General features: G+C 38.6%; 17 protein-coding genes and 2 tRNA genes. 14 read left to right on the top strand and 5 right to left on the bottom strand.

The features are described 5' to 3' along the window. The first annotated feature begins 100 nt into the window (after positions 1-100). Positions 101-1,231, top strand: coding sequence for an acyltransferase family protein (locus tag BLP50_RS04230; protein WP_090151511.1), 1,131 nt, complete (start codon positions 101-103; stop codon positions 1,229-1,231). 238 nt (positions 1,232-1,469) lie between these two features. Here BLP50_RS04230 and BLP50_RS04235 read toward each other — a convergent pair. The 3 genes from BLP50_RS04235 to BLP50_RS04245 all read right to left on the bottom strand — a co-directional run bounded on the left by BLP50_RS04235 (position 1,470) and on the right by BLP50_RS04245 (position 3,444). Then, positions 1,470-1,542 (bottom strand) — tRNA-Gly (locus BLP50_RS04235). 111 nt (positions 1,543-1,653) lie between these two features. After that, positions 1,654-2,190, bottom strand: coding sequence for a hypothetical protein (locus BLP50_RS04240; protein ID WP_090151514.1), 537 nt, complete (start codon positions 2,188-2,190; stop codon positions 1,654-1,656). A gap of 18 nt (positions 2,191-2,208) precedes the next feature. Next, a complete protein-coding gene (locus tag BLP50_RS04245) occupies positions 2,209-3,444 on the bottom strand; it encodes a transglutaminase domain-containing protein (protein ID WP_090151517.1) in 1,236 nt (411 codons plus the stop codon). A 225-nt stretch (positions 3,445-3,669) separates the two neighbouring features. On the opposite strand from BLP50_RS04245, the gene BLP50_RS04250 reads away from it, so the two are divergent. Both BLP50_RS04250 and BLP50_RS04255 read left to right on the top strand, forming a co-directional pair. Next, positions 3,670-5,319 carry a glycoside hydrolase family 9 protein gene (locus BLP50_RS04250; RefSeq protein WP_090151520.1) on the top strand — a complete coding sequence of 550 codons (1,650 nt, stop codon included), beginning with the start codon at positions 3,670-3,672 and terminating at the stop codon, positions 5,317-5,319. Between the two features lie 80 nt (positions 5,320-5,399). Further along, positions 5,400-5,942 carry a nitroreductase family protein gene (locus BLP50_RS04255; RefSeq protein WP_090151522.1) on the top strand — a complete coding sequence of 181 codons (543 nt, stop codon included), beginning with the start codon at positions 5,400-5,402 and terminating at the stop codon, positions 5,940-5,942. 51 nt (positions 5,943-5,993) lie between these two features. Here the strand turns inward: BLP50_RS04255 and BLP50_RS04260 are convergent. Beyond that, a tRNA-Gly gene (locus tag BLP50_RS04260) sits at positions 5,994-6,066 on the bottom strand. Between the two features lie 145 nt (positions 6,067-6,211). Between BLP50_RS04260 and BLP50_RS04265 the strand changes: the two genes are divergently transcribed. After that, positions 6,212-6,916, top strand: a complete 705-nt coding sequence (locus BLP50_RS04265) for a hypothetical protein (RefSeq protein ID WP_090151523.1) — start codon at positions 6,212-6,214, stop codon at positions 6,914-6,916. A 35-nt stretch (positions 6,917-6,951) separates the two neighbouring features. On the opposite strand, the gene BLP50_RS04270 is transcribed toward BLP50_RS04265, so the two are convergent. Further along, positions 6,952-7,200, bottom strand: coding sequence for a hypothetical protein (locus tag BLP50_RS04270; RefSeq protein WP_090151525.1), 249 nt, complete (start codon positions 7,198-7,200; stop codon positions 6,952-6,954). Positions 7,201-7,432: 232 nt separating this feature from the next. Between BLP50_RS04270 and thyA the strand changes: the two genes are divergently transcribed. From thyA to BLP50_RS04320, 10 genes are all read left to right on the top strand, one after another. After that, a complete protein-coding gene (gene thyA / locus BLP50_RS04275) occupies positions 7,433-8,284 on the top strand; it encodes a thymidylate synthase (RefSeq protein WP_090151528.1) in 852 nt (283 codons plus the stop codon). Positions 8,285-8,365: 81 nt separating this feature from the next. Next, on the top strand, positions 8,366-8,851 hold the full coding sequence (locus BLP50_RS04280) for a dihydrofolate reductase (RefSeq protein WP_090151531.1): 486 nt from the start codon (positions 8,366-8,368) through the stop codon (positions 8,849-8,851). A 35-nt stretch (positions 8,852-8,886) separates the two neighbouring features. Further along, positions 8,887-10,578 carry a biosynthetic-type acetolactate synthase large subunit gene (gene ilvB / locus BLP50_RS04285; protein ID WP_090151535.1) on the top strand — a complete coding sequence of 564 codons (1,692 nt, stop codon included), beginning with the start codon at positions 8,887-8,889 and terminating at the stop codon, positions 10,576-10,578. 23 nt (positions 10,579-10,601) lie between these two features. Further along, a complete protein-coding gene (gene ilvN / locus BLP50_RS04290) occupies positions 10,602-11,111 on the top strand; it encodes an acetolactate synthase small subunit (RefSeq protein ID WP_090151538.1) in 510 nt (169 codons plus the stop codon). Positions 11,112-11,119: 8 nt separating this feature from the next. Next, a complete protein-coding gene (locus BLP50_RS04295; RefSeq protein ID WP_090151541.1) occupies positions 11,120-12,367 on the top strand; it encodes a cell wall hydrolase in 1,248 nt (415 codons plus the stop codon). A 17-nt stretch (positions 12,368-12,384) separates the two neighbouring features. Then, a complete protein-coding gene (gene deoD, locus BLP50_RS04300; RefSeq protein ID WP_090151544.1) occupies positions 12,385-13,101 on the top strand; it encodes a purine-nucleoside phosphorylase in 717 nt (238 codons plus the stop codon). A gap of 281 nt (positions 13,102-13,382) precedes the next feature. After that, a complete protein-coding gene (locus tag BLP50_RS04305; protein ID WP_090151548.1) occupies positions 13,383-14,138 on the top strand; it encodes a polyphosphate polymerase domain-containing protein in 756 nt (251 codons plus the stop codon). Positions 14,139-14,163: 25 nt separating this feature from the next. After that, positions 14,164-14,853, top strand: a complete 690-nt coding sequence (locus BLP50_RS04310; protein ID WP_090151551.1) for a DUF4956 domain-containing protein — start codon at positions 14,164-14,166, stop codon at positions 14,851-14,853. Between the two features lie 106 nt (positions 14,854-14,959). After that, positions 14,960-15,721, top strand: a complete 762-nt coding sequence (locus BLP50_RS04315; protein ID WP_090151555.1) for a LytR/AlgR family response regulator transcription factor — start codon at positions 14,960-14,962, stop codon at positions 15,719-15,721. 1 nt (position 15,722) lies between these two features. Further along, complete coding sequence (locus BLP50_RS04320; RefSeq protein ID WP_090151558.1) at positions 15,723-17,045, top strand: sensor histidine kinase; 1,323 nt, start codon at positions 15,723-15,725, stop codon at positions 17,043-17,045. Positions 17,046-17,471: the final 426 nt, after the last annotated feature.

The raw sequence follows: 17,471 nt of genomic DNA on the forward strand, positions 1-17,471 counted from the left end.
AAAATGTATGGTTTGGTTGGTGGATTACTGAAAGCAAGGTAGATATAATAATGTTAACAATAGTTGCGAATGTTATATTTTTATTACAAGGTGGAAATATATGAATAATGATAAACAAACAGCTAGAAAGGATTATTTGGAGAATATTCGCTGGATTACGGTTGTGATTGTTGTTTTATACCATGTATTATATATGTACAATGCTGAGGGTGTGTTAGGGGGAGTTGGTCAGATTACAAAATTATCAACTCAGCCTTACGATATCTTCCAGTATCTGGTATATCCGTGGTTTATGCCGGTGCTTTTCATTGTGGCAGGTATAAGTTCAAGACTGTATCTGGAGAAGCATACAAATAAGGAATTCATAAAAAGTAGAACTACTAAGCTCCTTGTTCCTTCTACAATAGGACTATTCGTATTCCAGTTCATTCAGGGATATGTAAGTATGCATCTGGCAGATGGAGCAAAAGAGCTTGCAGCCATGGGAGTTCCAAAGTTTGTTATCTATCTGATTATGGTTGCGTCAGGAAGTGGAGTACTCTGGTTTGTTCATCTACTTTGGATATATAGTGTGGTGCTTGTACTTTTGAGAAATATAGAAAAAGGAAAGCTTATCGAGGTCTGCTCAAAGACACAGATATGGCTGATGGTTCTTTTCTTCTTCCCAATCTGGGGAGCTGCACAGATACTTAATACACCAATCGTTCAAGTCTATAGATTCGCTTTCTATTTTGTATTCTTCATTATGGGTTATTATGTATTTTCTAATGAAGAAGTAATGGATAAATTAAAGAAATACGCAGTAGTATTTATAGTAATCGGAGTAGCACTCTGCATTACATTTGCGGTAGTTAATTTTGTTATCCTTGGTGGAACAAATTATGCCGATAAGCCGGTTAATAGAGGTCCACTATACGTGGCATGCTCGTACTTTGGTTCCCTGGCGATGCTCTCCAGTATGGCAAGATACGGAGACTTCAGTAATGATTTCACAAAGTGGATGAGTAGTCATAGCTTTGGGTTATATGTATTCCATTATCTTGGAATATCCACAGTTGCACTTGTTTTCGCAAAGAATGCACTCCTTCCGGCGCCTCTTTGCTACCTACTTAGTTTAGTAGCAGGATTCTTATTTGGATATGGACTTTATGCCATTATCAGTAGGATTCCATTCTTCAGATGGGCAGTTCTTGGAATCAGTAAGAAAAAGGTTAAGAATACGAGCCGGTAGGCGAGACCTCGAACCGACCAGGGCCGTATGGGACTACGCACTCGACGGGAATAAATGGTTTATCTAGATTATGTAATGTGTAATGCGCGAGACGGGGTGCGGGTGTCCAGTGGACACCTCTGCGAAGCAGAAGCACCGACCGAGCCGGCAGGCGAGACCTCGAACATTCGAGGCCCGTATGGGCCTCGTTAATTAAAAAAGGACATATCCATTAGGATATGTCCTTTTAATTAATAAGAGCGCGAGACGGGACTCGAACCCGCGACCCCCACCTTGGCAAGGTGGTGCTCCACCAACTGAGCCACTCGCGCTTAGTGTTCTTGCGAACAATGGTTATTCTATAGGAATATTAGCCATAAGTCAAGGGATTTTCTAAAGTTGCAAAGCTTTGGAAAATCCCTTTGATTTTCTGACAATTATTCTTAGTTCTTAGGGCTATCGTATTCGATAGAAATAAGGCTTTCTCCATCGAAAATAAATACGAGACCCATACCATCTTTTTCATACTTCATAGAGCCTGTTTCCTCTGATGTTGGCTCACCATATGCAGCGATAATGTCATCTCTAGAGCTTGAAAGGTCAATACCTTCAGCTGTGGCTACATTATCTGTTCTAAGCTGAACATAGAGTACTAAATCCTTGTCACCATCTGGGTATGTCTGGATTTCAAAGTCATTATATGTATATAAATGACCATCACCCTGACCTGCACAACTTGGTGATGTGAATTCATCTTTTGGCTCGCCAAGAGCATCTAAGATAGGAGCAACATCTGCGTCTACAGGAATTGCTGTTCCATTATACGTAAATACGTATCCAGCTGAGGCTGTAGAACTGCTTTGACCTGCCTGTGCAGAACCGTTTGATTCAATTACTTTTGTGTCGCTAGAGCTACCGCAGGCAACCATTGAAAGGGCCATTGCAGCAGTAAGAGCTAATACTAAAAATTTGTTTTTCATTACATTACCTCCTTGGGGTTATTGAATTGTTGGATATTTGCTAGGGTCATAATTGTGGGTGTTGCCGTGGGAATTTGAATATGCCCATAGGTCGGCATCATGCCAATAGAATATAAGTGTGCCATCAAGCTGCAAGTTAGGATCATAGTGATACCAACCTTCACCTACGTCTATCAATAACCAATAATGACCACGTGTATCGCGGATTTTTTCAATTTCCATATTTTTAATGCCTAGTCTGTTGAGAAGAACTTCGGCAGTCTTTTGCTTTACAGTACAATCACCAACATGATAATACATGCCCTTGTATGCGGCTGAAAGTAAATCATCAATACCGGCTGATTCTGAGTATGTAATATTGTTTACAACCCAGTTGAATACAGCTCTGGCCTGAGCTTTTTGGTCCATTCCATCAGTAATAATCTGAGCAAGGATATCATCTGCTAAGGCATATACAGTTTCTTCTGTAGCTGCAGCAATTTTCGCTGAAACTATTCTAACGGTAGTTGTTTTTTCTGTGACATTTCCTGCATCGTCAGTTGCAATATATCTGACGGTGTAGACGCCACGCTTGTCGACATTTACCTCAGAACTGTCCACCTCAAGGGTAGGATTTGGATCTAGATTGTCAGTGACTTCTATATTTTTCTTGTAGGAAACTGTGTCGCCCTGTGCAATTTCAATTGGCGCGATGCCAGTGATTTCTGGAGGAGTGATGTCCTCGACAACAGTGCATGGCACAGTGATCTCAGTAGCATTATTTGAAGTGTCAGTTACAACAACAGTTATATCAAATGAACTTTCAGAAGAAAAATCATAGGCTTCTTTGTAATCGATTGAGCAGTTTGTTATATCGCTAACTGACTCAACCAAGTCTGCTGCAGTTGGTGCTGGAGCAGTGGTGTACATTTGAATGGATTCAGTTGTAAGCGTAACTTCTGGAGCGGTAGTATCCTGTACATGTAAAACTGTATCATATGTCTGTTCTCCGAAAACAGGCATTTTCCACTTGATTTGCAATTTGTAATCTCCAGGAACATTTGCATCAAAAGTAGACTCTTTGGTAAAAGCAGCTCCTTTTACATCTCGCTTTAAAAATTCTTTAACATTACATGTTGATGTGCCAGCCTCCACATAAACTTCAGAATAAACCAAATCTGAATTGATGTTATAGTAAGCGATTGTGCCAATGATTGCAGCCAAAATAATCAATGCAATTGGCAAAATAATAATTATTAATTTTTTCCGTTTCATATTTTTTCTCGCCATCTAATAGAATTTAACTACAAAATTATATCATATTATTAGAAGAGAAAAATATATCTTATTGTTTTTATAAAATACAAGGCAAAATACGGGAAAAAGTTTAATTGAGAAAAATAGTACAGGAAGTATATCTTTAAAATATTAGATATTTCCTGTATTCTTATATGTGAGTAAAATTTAGGATTAGAGGGATGAAGAAGGGGTTAATAGTTCATGAATAGGATTTTTGTTAATCAAGTAGGGTTTTTACCAAATGCTTCAAAAAAGGCAGTGCTGAATTTTCCTTGTGAGAGTTTTAGTGTTTTCGACACTGATAATCATGTGGTTTTACAGGGGAGGCCAGTACATTTTGGCGGCGATGATATATCAGGTGAAGATGTTTTTGTCGCTGATTTTAGTCAGCTTACTAAACCAGGCAAATATATAATTGAGGCAGAGAAAAATAAAAGCGCAACATTTGAAATATCGCAAAATGTATTTGAAAAACTTACCCATGACGTGTGCAAATGTTTCTATTATCTCAGATGCGGTCATGGATTAGATCAAAAATATGCAGGTAAATATTTCCACAGCCCATGTCATTTGACCAAGGCCACTGTATATGGGGAAGATGTTGAGTCTGTTGATGTAAGTGGCGGCTGGCACGATGCAGGAGACTACGGAAGGTATTCCACTGCTGGAGCTGTTGCTGTGGCGCATCTTTTGTATTCAGTCAGATTGTTTGAGAATTTCATTAATCTAAAAATAGACATTCCAGAAGAAAATTGTGATAAAGGGATTTTACCTTCAATTCTCTCAGAGGTGAAGGTTGAGCTTGATTTTCTCATGAAGATGCAAAGAAAAGATGGCTCTGTTTGGCATAAAGTTACTACATTTAATCATGCCCCTTTTATTATGCCTGAAGAAGATAAGGAAGAGTTGTTTTTGTTTAGCGTTTCTTCCCTTGCTACTGCAGATATAGCGGCAGTTTTTGCTTTGGCATATACAGTGTATAAAAATTTTGATATCGCATATGCGGATTTATTATTGGAAAAATCTCTTAAAGCGTATGAATGGCTGGAGAATAATCCGGAACCATTATTATTTAAAAATGCTGAGGGTTCAAATACCGGAGAGTATCCAGAGCCTGAGGATTATTCTAATAGATTTTGGGCGGCTTGTGCATTGTACGAGGCCACAAGTAATAAGAAGTATTATGGGGCAGCACTTGGCCTGAAGGATAAGATAGTAAAATACGATGAGAATGCAACCGATAAGGGCTATCAAGGCAATGTGTTTACTTGCTTTGGCTGGGCTGATGTTGCAGGACTTGGCTCTCTTTCTTTGATTTTGAAAGATGAAAATAGCGATTTAGAAAACTATGTTAGAGATTGTTTTGGCAGTGAAGCTGATAGACTATTGAACAATGCTGAGGAAAATGGATTTGGTCTTTGCATGACCAAGGAAGATTTTATCTGGGGCAGTAACATGGAGCTGCTGAAATACATGATGGTACTGTGCGTTGCTGACACTATCAATCACAAAGCGGAGTATGAGAATGTCATAACTTCTGGGCTTGATTATTTGCTGGGATGCAACAGCATGAATGTGAGCTATGTTACTGGAAATGGGGAAAATGCATTTAAAAATCCACATCTTAGACCGACAGCAGTAGATAATATAGATGAGCCATGGCCTGGACTGGTTTCGGGTGGCCCTAATGTAGGACTTCAGGATGAGTTGGCTATGAGTATTCCAAAAGACACAGCTCCAATGAAGTGCTTTCTTGATAAAGTAGAATGTTATTCATTGAATGAAATAACTATCTACTGGAACTCGGCATTAGCTTTTGTTATAGCTTCTTTTTATAATGGGAATAGTTGATTTTTAAGGCGAATATGATACAATTCGATTGTTCACAATCGTTTGGGTAACTAGAATAATTTTTATATAGGAGGACAATTATGGAATTTCAACAGGTAATTGACGCTAGACAGAGCGTTAGATCATTCAATGGTAAGCAGGTTTCAGAAGAAATTTTGCGTGAGATGGTATCAGCTGCACAGGCTGCACCTTCATGGAAGAACACACAGACTTCTAGATACTACTGCATTTCTACTCCTGAGCAGGTAAGCAAGTTCAGAGAAACTGTACTTCCTGAGTTCAATCAGAATAGTACAAAGGATGCAACAGCATATGTTGTTACAACATTTAGAAAGAACATTTCTGGCTTCAACAAGGCAACTGGTGAGGCTGACAATGAAGTCGGAAACGGCTGGGGAGCATATGACCTTGGATTACACGATATGTTGCTTTGCGCAAAGGCTGTAGAGCTTGGCGTTGATACACTTATCATGGGTCTTAGAGATGCTAGCGTTGTTGCAGATTTCTGCGGAATCCCAGAGGATGAGCAGGTTATGAGCATCATTGCAGTTGGTTACAGAAGCGAATCTGTAAGCAACAAGCCACCTCGCAAGAGTGTAGATGATGTAGCAAAGTTTATTTAATGCAAAAAATGAGGCCATCCAAATGGATGACCTCATTTTTCGCATTAAAAGAGCGCGAGACGGGACTCGAACCCGCGACCCCCACCTTGGCAAGGTGGTGCTCCACCAACTGAGCCACTCGCGCATTGTACTAAAAATATTCACTGTTCTTGCGAACAATCGTTATTCTATAGGAACAATCGCCTTGTGTCAAGAATAATTTTAATTTTATTGTCCATTTTTTTATATAATGCTAACATTTACTTATATTTGGAGATGGGAGTAATGCAATGGAGAGGATTTTACTTCAAAATGAATATGTAAGTGTAATTAGAGCGGGTGAGCCAGATGGCTCATGCGGGGGCAATCAAAACTGGTTTAGAAACACACCTCTTGAGTATGCTGCCAATCAGGGCTGTGGAATGATTGCAGCAGTTGATGTTGCAAATTTTATGCAAAATAGAGGCAGGATTTCCTACGATGAATATGAAAAATGTATTGTTAGTTTCATAAAGCAGCATCCTTTTACTAAACTTTTTTTACATGAGTTCAGGAGAAGGAGTAAATCCGCATTTGCGATAGGGATATTGCCAAATCAGATTAGTAGATTTTTAAATAAAGGCGACAAGAAAGCAGGGGTTCCTGTTAGATTTAAATGGAATGGTTTTCATGGCCACAAAAATATGTACCAAAAGATAAAAGCAATGATAAATGCAAACATTCCTGTGGTGTGGGCAATATATAGCAGAAAGGGCAGACTGAATCTCTATAGATTTAATCAGGCCACTAGCAAATATGAGGTGATTGCATCAACCAACAATCATTTTGTAACGGCTATCGCGGTGGAAGAATCCCATGAAGGTCAAAAGTTAAGAAGAATGATAGAAGTATCTAGCTGGGGAAAAGGATTTTACATTGATTACGATGAGTATCTAGAATTTGTAGGCAGCAGCCTGATAAACAAATACTGTTCAAATATTATGGTGAGAAGATAAAAAAGGCGCCGAGGGAAATCTCGACGCCTGTAATTTTATTCTTGAAGTGAACCTAAATATTCCTGAAGTGCACTAGAATCGATTTCGTAAAACTGCGATGTGGCATTTGCCTCTTTTGAATCCTCGACTTTAGTGTAAACTGAAAAACCAATCCAAGCTACAATACCAACAGCGATAACGCAAACACATGCGATGCTTAAAAACTCCTCAAGCTTCTTCTTTCTAAGAAGTGATCTACGGTGAGTTTTCTCAAATTTCTTTTTATCAACTTTTTCCTGACTCATTTCTTCTCCTTAGCTAGTATCGTATATTTTCCAAAGAATGATCTAGCCATAAACAACTACAAAATATAGTAACCTAATGAGACTCATTTTTCAAGGTGAAATCCTTACTGGAGAATATTTACTAACAATAGGAAAAAATCTATTCAAAACCCAAGATATTGTGGTAGAATTTAGTTTGAAAAGTTATAGCATAGAATACTTATGGCTATCTTTAGATTATAAGGAGAGGATAATGAGTAAAGCAGATATTATTTTCAAAAATATGTGCCGTGACATTTTGGAAAATGGCACAGATACAAAAGATGAAATCGTGCGACCAACTTGGCAAGATACAGGCGAAAAGGCCTACACTATCAAGCAATTTGGCGTTGTAAATAAATATGATTTGAGAGAGGAGTTTCCAGCTCTCACTCTCAGAAAGACAGCCCTTAAGTCATGCATGGATGAGGTGCTTTGGATTTATCAGCGCAAGTCTAACAATATCCATGATTTGAAGCCTCATGTATGGGATGAATGGGCCGATGAAAATGGCTCAATCGGCACTGCCTACGGCTATGTTGTAGGTGAGAAATTTGAATATAAGGGAGAGCAGATTGATCAGATGGATTATGTGCTCAAGCAGCTTAAGGAGACACCATATTCTCGCCGTATCATGACTAATCTATATCAGTTCCATGACTTGGCTACCGGTCATTTGGACCCATGCTGCTATTCAGCTACTTACAATGTCACCAAGGACAGGGAGTCAGGTAGGCTTGTTCTTAACATGGTTTTAAATCAGCGTTCTCAGGATATTCTTGCTGCTAATAACTGGAATGTATGCCAGTATGCAATTCTTCTTATGATGGTTGCTCAGGTTAACGATATGATTCCAGGTCAGCTGATTCACGTTATTGCTGATGCTCATATATATGATAGACATGTGGATGCAATTAAGGAGCTTCTTAGTCGACCAGAGCTTCCAGCTCCAAAGGTTCGTCTCAACCCAGAGGTGAAGAACTTCTACGATTTTACAACTGACGATCTTATCGTAGAGGGCTACGAAGCCGGCGAGCAGATACGTAACATACCTATAGCTGTTTAAAATCGCTGCATAGACTCGGCGAGCGAGAGTAGGATGGCCTCCGGGGATTGATAAAGTAGATTGGCTGATTGGAGGAGAATAATGAATTTAATTGTTGCAGTAGATAAAAACTGGGCCATAGGCAAGGACAATAAATTGCTTGTGAGCATTCCAGATGATATGAAATTTTTCCGTGAGACTACCAGCGGTAAGGTGGTGGTGATGGGAAGAAAGACTCTAGAGAGTTTCCCAAATGGCAAGCCTCTTAAGAATAGAGTCAATATAGTTTTGACAAGAGATGAGAATTATCAGGTCAAGGACGCTATCGTAGTTCATTCTAAGGAGGAGCTGGATAAGGAGCTTGCAAAGTATAATTCCGATGATATTTTTGTTATCGGTGGCGAGAGTATTTACAGAATGCTTCTCGATGATTGCAACACAGCATTTGTCACTTATATTGACTACGCTTACGATGCTGATACATTCTTCCCTAATCTGGATGAAAAGCCAGAGTGGAAATTGGCGGAGGAGTCAGAGGAACAGACATATTACGACATAGAATTTTATTTCAGAACATATACAAAATAGTAACCATTAACAAGCACTAGATAAGGACGTAAATAATGGCACTTAATATTACAGGACGAAAGTTATTTGTTAAAGCTTTGAAGGAAGAGGGAGTAGACACAATATTTGCCTACCCAGGCGGCATGATTACTGATATTGTGGATGAGTTATACAAGACCGAGGGCATTCGAGTCATTCTCGGTCGTCATGAGCAGGCTCTAGTTCACGAGGCTGAGGGCTACGCTCGCGCCACAGGTAAGACAGCAGTAGTTTTGGTGACTTCAGGTCCTGGTGCCACTAATACAATCACAGGTATCGCAGATGCATATTATGACAGCATTCCTATGGTTATTTTTACTGGTCAGGTCCCACTTCATCTGATTGGAAACGATGCTTTCCAGGAAGTTGACATTGTAGGTATGACCCGTTCTATTACAAAATATGGCGTGACTGTCCGCAATCGTGATGATATGGGACGCCTTATTAAAATGGGATTCCAAATTGCCTCAACTGGCAAGCCAGGTCCAGTTCTCATTGATATTCCAAAGGATATACAGACTACTAGTGGAGCTCCAGAGTATCCATCTCAGGTTGATATTCGTGGATATCATCCAAATGAGACAGTTCACATCGGTCAGTTGAAGAAGGCTTATAGACTTTTGAAAAATGCTAAGCGTCCACTTATCTTAGCAGGTGGTGGTGTGAGAATTGCAGGCGCTCAGAAGAAGCTTTTGGAATTTGCTTCAAAGATGAATGTGCCAGTTACCACAACAGTTATGGGAAAGGGTGTTATGCCAGAGGACAATCCTCTGTTCATCGGCAATTGCGGAATGCACGGTAGATATGCTGCCAACAAAGCAGTCACAGAATGCGATGTGCTCTTCTCAATTGGTACACGTTTTAATGATAGAATTACAGGTGAGTTGGATGAGTTTGCGCCAAAAGCTCAGATAGTTCACGTTGATATAGCTTCTGCATCTATTTCGAGAAATGTAGTGGTAGATGTTCCGGTTACAGCAGACGCTAAGATCGCGCTTGAGCGATTGGTGGAATATGCTGAGCCAATGAAGACAGATAAATGGATTGCTAAAATCGGTGAGTGGGAGCAGGAACATCCACTTACCATGCCAAATACTAAAATTGGCAATTGTCCTCAGGATATTTGCGAAGGAATCAATGAGGTCTTTCCAGATGCTAACATTGTTACTGACGTTGGTCAGCATCAGATGTGGGCTAGTCAGTTTATTAGACTTCATAAGGGCCAGGAGTTCATTACTTCCGGAGGCCTTGGTACCATGGGATTTGGATTCCCAGCTGCTATCGGTGCAGCTGTTGGTGCCCCTAAAAAGCCTACAGTCCTCATTACAGGTGATGGTGGTTTTCAGATGAATATGCAGGAGATGGCTACTGCAATGTCTGAAGAAATTCCGGTTGTTATATGTATATTTAATAATTCTAATCTCGGCATGGTTCGCCAGATGCAACAGCTATTCTATGGCAAGAGATACGAGATTACCGATTTATCTGCTAAAGACGGCGGCTATTATCCAGACTTTTTGAAATGGGCTGAGAGTTATAGTTGCAAGGCAATTAGGGTTACTTCCTCAGAGGAGATAATTCCAGCGCTTAAGGCTGCTAGAGCTAATAAAGGCAAGCCAACAGTAATTGACTTTTTAGTTTCACCAGATGATCTGGTACTTCCTATGGTAAAAAGTGGTACACCACTTAGCGAGATGATTTTGAAATAGCCGTTGATTGAGGTGAATATACGATGAAAAATAGATGGATTGCATTATATGTTGAAAATCAGGTAGGTGTTTTGGCGAAGGTTTCTGGATTGTTTTCTGCAAAGTCATACAATCTTCAGACCCTTACAGTAGGCACAACTGAGCGTGATGATGTTTCTAGAATGACTATATCTGTTATGGCAGATGATGTGACATTTGAGCAGATTAAAAAGCAGCTTAATGCCATGGTAGAGGTAATTAAAGTTATAGATTTAACTACTATTCCTATCCACATGAAGGAAATCCTTTACGCAAAGGTAAAGGGATTGGACGCTGCTGGTAAGACAGAGGCTTTCCAGATAGCAGAGGTTTTCAATACTGGGGGAATGGTTAGAATTACAGATATAGGTACAGACAGCGTTTTGTTTGAATGTACCTTGACAGAACGCAAAAACAATGATTTAATATCACTTCTTAAAACACGCTTTAAGAAAATAGAAGTGGTTAGAGGCGGAGCGGTTGCAGTAGAATCTATTTCAAGCTCCTGCCGATAGGAGAAGGTATGAAAAAACTTCGAGGATGTTTGGCTATCCTACTACTTGCTTCAATGTGTCTGATGGACACATCTGTTAAGGCATCCCAGTCTGAGGTTGATAGACTTCACGATGAATCTGAAAATGCTTCTCATGCTGTAGATGACCTAAACAATCAAGTTCAGCAAGTGCAAAATACTGTTAATGAATTGGAGGGGCAGGCCAACACATTATCAGGACAAATTAATAGCTTAAATACTCAGATTACAACTGTTGCAGGGGAGATATCTGATACAGAGGAAAATATAGCCCTTGTACAGGCTGATATTGACGTGTTAAATGAGCAGTTAGAGACAACTCAGCAGGATTTGGATTCTCAACGAGAGGCTATGAAGACCCGTATCCAGTATATGTATGAGAATAGCTCTACCAACACACTTGTCAATTACCTTGAGAGTGGCTCCATGTCTGGCTTTTTACAGCGCTTAGAGTATATGTCTGAGATCGTTTCCTATGACCAGATGGCCATTAAGAAATTTGAGGAGACTCAGCAGGCTCTTGAAGAGACAAAATCCCAGATAGAGGAGAAAAATACAGAGCTTACTGCGTACCAAGGCACACTTGAGTCCAAAAAAACTGAGCTTGGAACTCTCGTTAATTCCACAGCGTCAGCTCTTGATACTACCAATGGTCAGATTGCAGACAGTCAGGCTGCTCTACAACAGCTTAAACAACAGTTGGAAGAGGCTAAGGCGTATGAACAGCGTATACAACAGCAGTATCAGGCGGCTCAAGCAGCTCTTGCTGAAAAGCTAGCAGGTGAGCATGGTGGATACAGCGGTGGATATAGTACCACAGATGAGGAGACCTTGCTTTTGGCTGCTCTTATCCAGGCGGAGGCGGATAATCAGGGTACTTCGGGACGATTAGCGGTAGGTTCGGTAGTTATGAATCGAGTTGCCAGTCCGAAATTCCCTAACTCGGTATCTGGAGTTATATATGCTTCTGGTCAATTTGCGCCTGTTACTTCAGGACGTGTGGCTCTTATTCTTGCTCAGGGACCAAATAGTGGCTGTCAAAAGGCTGCGGCTGATGCAATAGCAGGAAATATCAATACAGACGCTTTATTCTTCTGCACATATTCATATGCGCAGAATTTACATAACACTCAGGTCGCAGCAGCCGCTGAGGCGGGGGCTCCTACTGACGGTGTAGGTTTCTTAGATAGAACATCGGGTACAGTAATTAATGCCCATTACTTCTATAACTATAATTAATAAGGAGGAAAATAATTATGGCAACACCACATAACGAAGCCAAAAAGGGTGATTTTGCAAAGACAGTTCTTATGCCAGGTGATCCACTTCGCGCAAAATTTGTCGCTGAAAATTTCTTGGAGGATGTAAAGTGTGTCAATACAGTTCGTAACTGCCTTGGTTTTACAGGTACTTATAAGGGTGTACCTGTATCAGTAATGGCCAGTGGTATGGGTATGCCTTCAATCGGTATTTACTCATATGAGCTTTTTGCATTCTATGATGTAGAAAATATTATTCGTATTGGTTCTGCTGGAAGCTACACAGATAAGCTTAATGTTCTTGATGTAGTAATTGCAGAAAGTGCCTTTTCAAATAGTACATTTGCTAAGTATACAAACGGTGTGGAGGAGACAACTCTTTACCCAAGCAAAAAGATAAATGACGTAGCAATAGCAAAGGCTAAGGAGCTTGGCATCGATGCTAAGCTTGCAAAGGTTCATTCTTCTGATCAGTTCTATACAGCGCCAGAAATGGGCGGTTGGAAGGCTGTTAAGGAGCGCTGCGGTTGTGACTGTGTTGAGATGGAGAGCTTTGCCCTTTTCAACAATGCTAATATGCTAGGCAAGAATGCAACATGTATGCTTACTATTTCTGATTCATTTGTAACTTCTGAGGAAATTCCTGCAGAGGATAGACAGAAATCGTTTACGGAAATGATGAAGCTTGCGCTTGAGACGGCAATTGCCCTATAAAGCCTTTAAAATCAACGATTATACAGCCATTCTTATTTGATTTAATTAACTCTTAGTAAAGAGTATTAATCAATAGGAATGGCTGTTTTTTATTGAAAAAATGCCGTTAGACAACTTATAGATACCGCTAATGGACTTAAACGTTTAATCGTGGTTTTTCACGTTATAATCATATCATCGTAGAGCTCTAGAAATATTTAAAATGCAAGGGGGTTACATTATGGATGCATGGGGACAGCAAATATTTGAATGGATGCGTGGATAAGTAAGGGGGACGTCTTATGAGCAAGATTCAAATTGTATTCAACAGATATGAGAAAAAATATTTGTTGGATGAAAAAACATATCATATGTTCAAAAAAGAGTTGGAAGAATATATGGAAATGGATGTATATGGGCTTCACACTATTAGGAACATATATTATGACACGAAGAGTAATGAGCTCATTAGGACATCCATAGAAGGTCCAAAATACAAGGAGAAGTTTAGGGTTCGTTGCTATGGGGAACCGGACTATGACAGTATGTGCTTTTTAGAGATTAAAAAGAAATACAAAGGTCTGGTAAACAAACGGAGAGTTGCAGTTCCAATGGAAGAAGCCGAAAGGTTTTTAATCGATGGAATTTTGCCATCCAAACCAAATCAAATATTTAAAGAAATTGATTACTTGTTTAATCATTATGACTTGGAACCAAAACGCTATATTGCGTATGACAGAATAGCTATGTTTGGCAAAGAGGATCCTGATTTTAGAGTCACATTTGACAAGGATATACGCAGCCGCGTATTTGATTTGACTTTATACAAGGATGATGAAAATGATTACCTTTTGCCACCTGGTTACAGGTTAATGGAAGTAAAAATTGCGGATTCTATGCCAATTTGGTTTGCTAAGCTTCTATCAAAATATGAGATTTACTCAATTTCGTTTTCCAAATACGGAAATTTTTACAAGAAGCAACTACTTACCGAAGCGGACGGTATAGTTGCTAGAGGCGCAGAAGCTAAGAGCATTCTAGGAGGCGCAGTAATCTAATAATTTGCAAAAGGGAGAAGGACTAATGGAATCATTTTTTTCTGCATTTGTGTCATCAGGCACAGATACTAGTTTATCAATTTGGGGAGCTATCGGGTATGCTTTGGTGGCGTGTGTTTTAGGAATTATCATTTCTGTTACATACATGAGAACAGGAGTGACATCAAAGAATTTTGCGAGAACACTTATTGTCTTGCCAGTTCTAGTATGCGTAGTCATGCTTGCGGTTAATGGAAATCTGGGAACAGGACTTGGTGTTGTAGGCGCGTTTTCGTTGGTAAGATTTAGATCGTTGCAGGGAAGTTCACGCGACATTGGATTTGTATTCTTTGCAATGGCAATTGGAATTGTTTGTGCCATAGGCGAGTTGCTTTTGGCAGGAATATTTACAGTATTAATATGTGTTATTCATATTATCTTATCAGTCTGCAAATTTGCGGAAGCAGATTCAAATGAAAAGGATCTTAGAATAACAATTCCAGAGAATCTTGATTATAGTGAAATCTTTGATGATTTATTCGCTAAGTACACTAAAACACATCTTTTATTATCAGTTCGCACCACCAACATGGGCTCGATGTATGAGATCGAATATAGAATTAAGCTGAAAAATGACTTGGAGGAAAAGAAGTTATTGGACGACATTCGAATGAGAAATGGCAATCTTACTGTTATTTGCGGTAGATGCGATATGAGTGATGTTGGTCAGCTTTAAATTACAAAGGGGCGCTGTTGCGCCTCTTTTTTTTATTAATTGTTGCGAAAAATGCCCGAAAAAGTTGATTTCGAAACTTTTTCTTAGTACCATACTTATACCGTAAATGAAATATTGGTTTGTATTTTCTAGGGGGTATTTGTCTATGGGAAGAACGACAATAGGGATTTGCGATGATGAGCTTGAAATTTGTAATGCTACAAAGAAGATGATTTTGTCCTTGCTGACAAAGTTATATGGAGATGATGATGAATACTTTGCTTTAAAGATTTATGATTCTGCAGCAGGCTTATTGCACGATATAGAAGATATAGATATAGCTTTCCTTGATGTGGAAATGCCTGTGATGGACGGAATGGGTGCTGGAAATCGTATCTATAAAGTAAATCCGAATTGTAAAATTATAATTGCCACAAGTAATGATAAGCGCTACAGTGAAGCGTTTAAATTTAATGCCCATAGATATTTAAATAAACCTTTACGAGAGAGCGAGGTAGAGGAGGCAATTGTTTCTGCTATCAATAAAACTGTTGGAAATTCTACCCTAGAGCTATTTCGAAATCGAATAAAATATAATGTTAAGCAGAGTGATATTTTATATATCAAATCTTTCAATGGCTCTGTTGAGGTATATACGGCAAATAACGTTTTTACCAAGAGTGTCTCATTAGACCAAATAGAAAATGAATTGGATGAAAGGATTTTTTATAGAATACATAGACAATATATCGTTGGTTTTAAGAATATCAAAAGCGTGTCAAAAAACATTATAGAATTGACCAATGGAGAAAAATTGACAATATCTAGAAGAAAGCTACTTAGCTTTGAAAAGGCGTACATAGAATATGACTTGAATTTTGGAGGCTGATATGAATTTTTTTATGTCCTTGATTGAGTTTGCTTTTTTGCTTACAGAAGCAATATGGATAATTAAATGTGCAAATTTGCAGATGAAAAACAAGCGCTTTATTGCGTTTGGATTTTTAGCTGCAATAGCAACAAGCGGATTTTTACAGGACAAGATATCATACGGCTCTCTATGCCTAATAGAGCTATTTCTAGTATATATAATTGTATTTTTGATAATAGACAGTAGCATTGTATCGAAAATAGAATCTACTGTTTTAGTGCTTCTTATTAATAACTGTATAATTCTTTCTATAAAAGCATTTTTTCCAGATGGAGCATATTTTCATATAGGAAATAAGTGCGTTGATGTATGTTTAAATAATCTGGTGGAGCTTTCTATTGTATTGATTTTTGGCTTTTTGACAAAGAGATTTTTAGAATCCCTTATTAATGAAAGAAGAAGGAAAGTCGGCAAATTTTTAGATTATGTAATAACAATCGGCTGCCTGGATATATTTATATGTATATTCAGTATTTACAATTTGATACAGATATCATATTTCAAAGGAATTTTTGCACGAGTTGTCACTTCCATTGCCGCCTTGTCCTTGTTGCTTTTAGAAATCAATATCCTATATAAGAAGTGGCTGGTTGAAAAGGTGCAGGAATATGCTAAGGCCGAGCGAGAATTATACGAGACTCAGAAAAATTATTATATATCGTTACTGGATAAGGAAGCGGAGACAAAAAAATATCGTCACGATATGAATAATCATATGATCTGCCTAAAGAGTCTAATGGATGACGGTAATTACGATGAGCTGAAGCAGTATATCGAGAAGTTGTATGATAAGACCAGCGTTTTGGTAAACAAAGGATATAGTATCGGAAATACGATAATCGATGCTCTGACTAATTATTATGCGGAGCATTTAGATAAGGATATAGAGCTAAGGCTAGAGGGAAGGTTGATGAGGCCTATCCTCATTGATGAGATTGCTCTCTCTTCTATTTATTCAAATATGATTGTAAACGCCATTGAGGCGCAAAAGCACATTGCTGGAGACAGGGAAAAATATATACATATTCATTTAAGGGAAGGTAATAAATATGCTCAGTTGACTGTGAGAAATTCTATGGCTTACGAAAGAATAGATGATATTGATGCTATAGAGACTACGAAGTTAGACAAAGAAAATCATGGTTTTGGGATTAATAATATAAGAAAGAATGTTAATGATAACCATGGTGATTTTACAATAGAAGCAAAAGATTACGAATTCTGTGTGAAGGTCACGCTACCTTTAAACACCAAGAATACAGATGGAGCAACTGTCAGTTAACGGCAGTTGTTCTTTTTTGTTGCAAAAAACTTGAATATTCAAGGTTTGTAGGGATTTGGCGTGTATGAATTTAATTAAAATTTTCACGCTGATAGACACAATTTAGAAACTGATTTTTGCAGGAAAAGTTTCCATTTAAACGAAAAATCAAGGTTTCTTGATAATTTTTTAACGAGCAGAGTGTGAGAATTGGCTAAAAGGAAGAAGAATATTCAGAAAAAAGTCATTGTCTATACAATAATGACGAAATTTTTGATTGTAATTTAAAGTCAGTTATGTTAATATTTTCACAACGGCGGCGTACTGAGGTCTATTTTTTTGAGGAATGTTCGTTAAAAAATTAACAGATTTTCGCAAAGCAATTTGTCTAATTTGTACAACGTAATTTTGAAGAATTATTAGATGTTAGTCACCGGAAACAAAAAA

The sequence above is a fragment of the Pseudobutyrivibrio sp. AR14 genome, assembly GCF_900101325.1.
Lineage (GTDB): Bacteria > Bacillota > Clostridia > Lachnospirales > Lachnospiraceae > Pseudobutyrivibrio.

Bases quoted from the DNA above. Each gene is read 5' to 3' on its own strand.
- BLP50_RS04230 (WP_090151511.1), top strand. From the start codon at position 101: ATGAATAATGATAAACAAACAGCTAGAAAGGATTATTTGGAGAATATT.
- BLP50_RS04240 (WP_090151514.1), bottom strand. From the start codon at position 2,190: ATGAAAAACAAATTTTTAGTATTAGCTCTTACTGCTGCAATGGCCCTT.
- BLP50_RS04245 (WP_090151517.1), bottom strand. From the start codon at position 3,444: ATGAAACGGAAAAAATTAATAATTATTATTTTGCCAATTGCATTGATT.
- BLP50_RS04250 (WP_090151520.1), top strand. From the start codon at position 3,670: ATGAATAGGATTTTTGTTAATCAAGTAGGGTTTTTACCAAATGCTTCA.
- BLP50_RS04255 (WP_090151522.1), top strand. From the start codon at position 5,400: ATGGAATTTCAACAGGTAATTGACGCTAGACAGAGCGTTAGATCATTC.
- BLP50_RS04265 (WP_090151523.1), top strand. From the start codon at position 6,212: ATGGAGAGGATTTTACTTCAAAATGAATATGTAAGTGTAATTAGAGCG.
- BLP50_RS04270 (WP_090151525.1), bottom strand. From the start codon at position 7,200: ATGAGTCAGGAAAAAGTTGATAAAAAGAAATTTGAGAAAACTCACCGT.
- thyA (WP_090151528.1), top strand. From the start codon at position 7,433: ATGAGTAAAGCAGATATTATTTTCAAAAATATGTGCCGTGACATTTTG.
- BLP50_RS04280 (WP_090151531.1), top strand. From the start codon at position 8,366: ATGAATTTAATTGTTGCAGTAGATAAAAACTGGGCCATAGGCAAGGAC.
- ilvB (WP_090151535.1), top strand. From the start codon at position 8,887: ATGGCACTTAATATTACAGGACGAAAGTTATTTGTTAAAGCTTTGAAG.
- ilvN (WP_090151538.1), top strand. From the start codon at position 10,602: ATGAAAAATAGATGGATTGCATTATATGTTGAAAATCAGGTAGGTGTT.
- BLP50_RS04295 (WP_090151541.1), top strand. From the start codon at position 11,120: ATGAAAAAACTTCGAGGATGTTTGGCTATCCTACTACTTGCTTCAATG.
- deoD (WP_090151544.1), top strand. From the start codon at position 12,385: ATGGCAACACCACATAACGAAGCCAAAAAGGGTGATTTTGCAAAGACA.
- BLP50_RS04305 (WP_090151548.1), top strand. From the start codon at position 13,383: ATGAGCAAGATTCAAATTGTATTCAACAGATATGAGAAAAAATATTTG.
- BLP50_RS04310 (WP_090151551.1), top strand. From the start codon at position 14,164: ATGGAATCATTTTTTTCTGCATTTGTGTCATCAGGCACAGATACTAGT.
- BLP50_RS04315 (WP_090151555.1), top strand. From the start codon at position 14,960: ATGAAATATTGGTTTGTATTTTCTAGGGGGTATTTGTCTATGGGAAGA.
- BLP50_RS04320 (WP_090151558.1), top strand. From the start codon at position 15,723: ATGAATTTTTTTATGTCCTTGATTGAGTTTGCTTTTTTGCTTACAGAA.